The sequence below is a fragment of the Roseburia sp. 1XD42-69 genome (assembly GCF_003612565.1).
In the GTDB taxonomy this organism is placed as follows: domain Bacteria; phylum Bacillota; class Clostridia; order Lachnospirales; family Lachnospiraceae; genus Roseburia_B.
On record NZ_RAZG01000278.1, the window covers coordinates 1 to 530 of the forward strand.

The 530-nt window shown below is 46.2% G+C and carries 1 pseudogene; it reads right to left on the reverse strand.

Features of this window, described 5'->3' with window-relative positions:
* Positions 1–77 precede the first annotated feature (77 nt).
* Positions 78–530, reverse strand: a pseudogene (gene eno / locus D7Y06_RS25570) (phosphopyruvate hydratase); the annotation flags it as partial.

Sequence of the window (530 nt, forward strand, 5' to 3'; positions counted from 1 at the left end):
ATTATAAACTGATAAGGAGTGAAATACAAGGGAGAATCTTCAAGAAAATCCCTCTTTAAAGTCTGACATTTTGGCTGTTAAAGAGAATATTTTGAGACAGATCCCAATTCCTGTTCAATGCGCAGAAGCTGGTTATACTTTGCCACCCGCTCACTTCTGCAGGGCGCTCCCGTTTTTATCTGCCCTGCGTTTACCGCCACCGCCAAATCTGCGATAAAGGTGTCTTCCGTCTCCCCGGAACGGTGGGAAATCACAGTTTTATATCCCGCCCGCTGGGCAATTTTTATAGCTTCCATAGCTTCGGATACCGTTCCGATTTGGTTTACTTTTACCAATATGGCATTTCCTGCGGGCACTTTAATGCCTGCTTCCAGCCGTTTGGGATTTGTTACAAAAAGGTCGTCCCCCACAAGCTGAATTTTATCTCCCAGGCGCTCCGTCAGTTTCTTCCAGCCATCCCAGTCGTCCTCCGCAAGACCGTCCTCAATGGAAAATATGGGAAATTCCTCCAAAAGATTTTCATAGTAGGC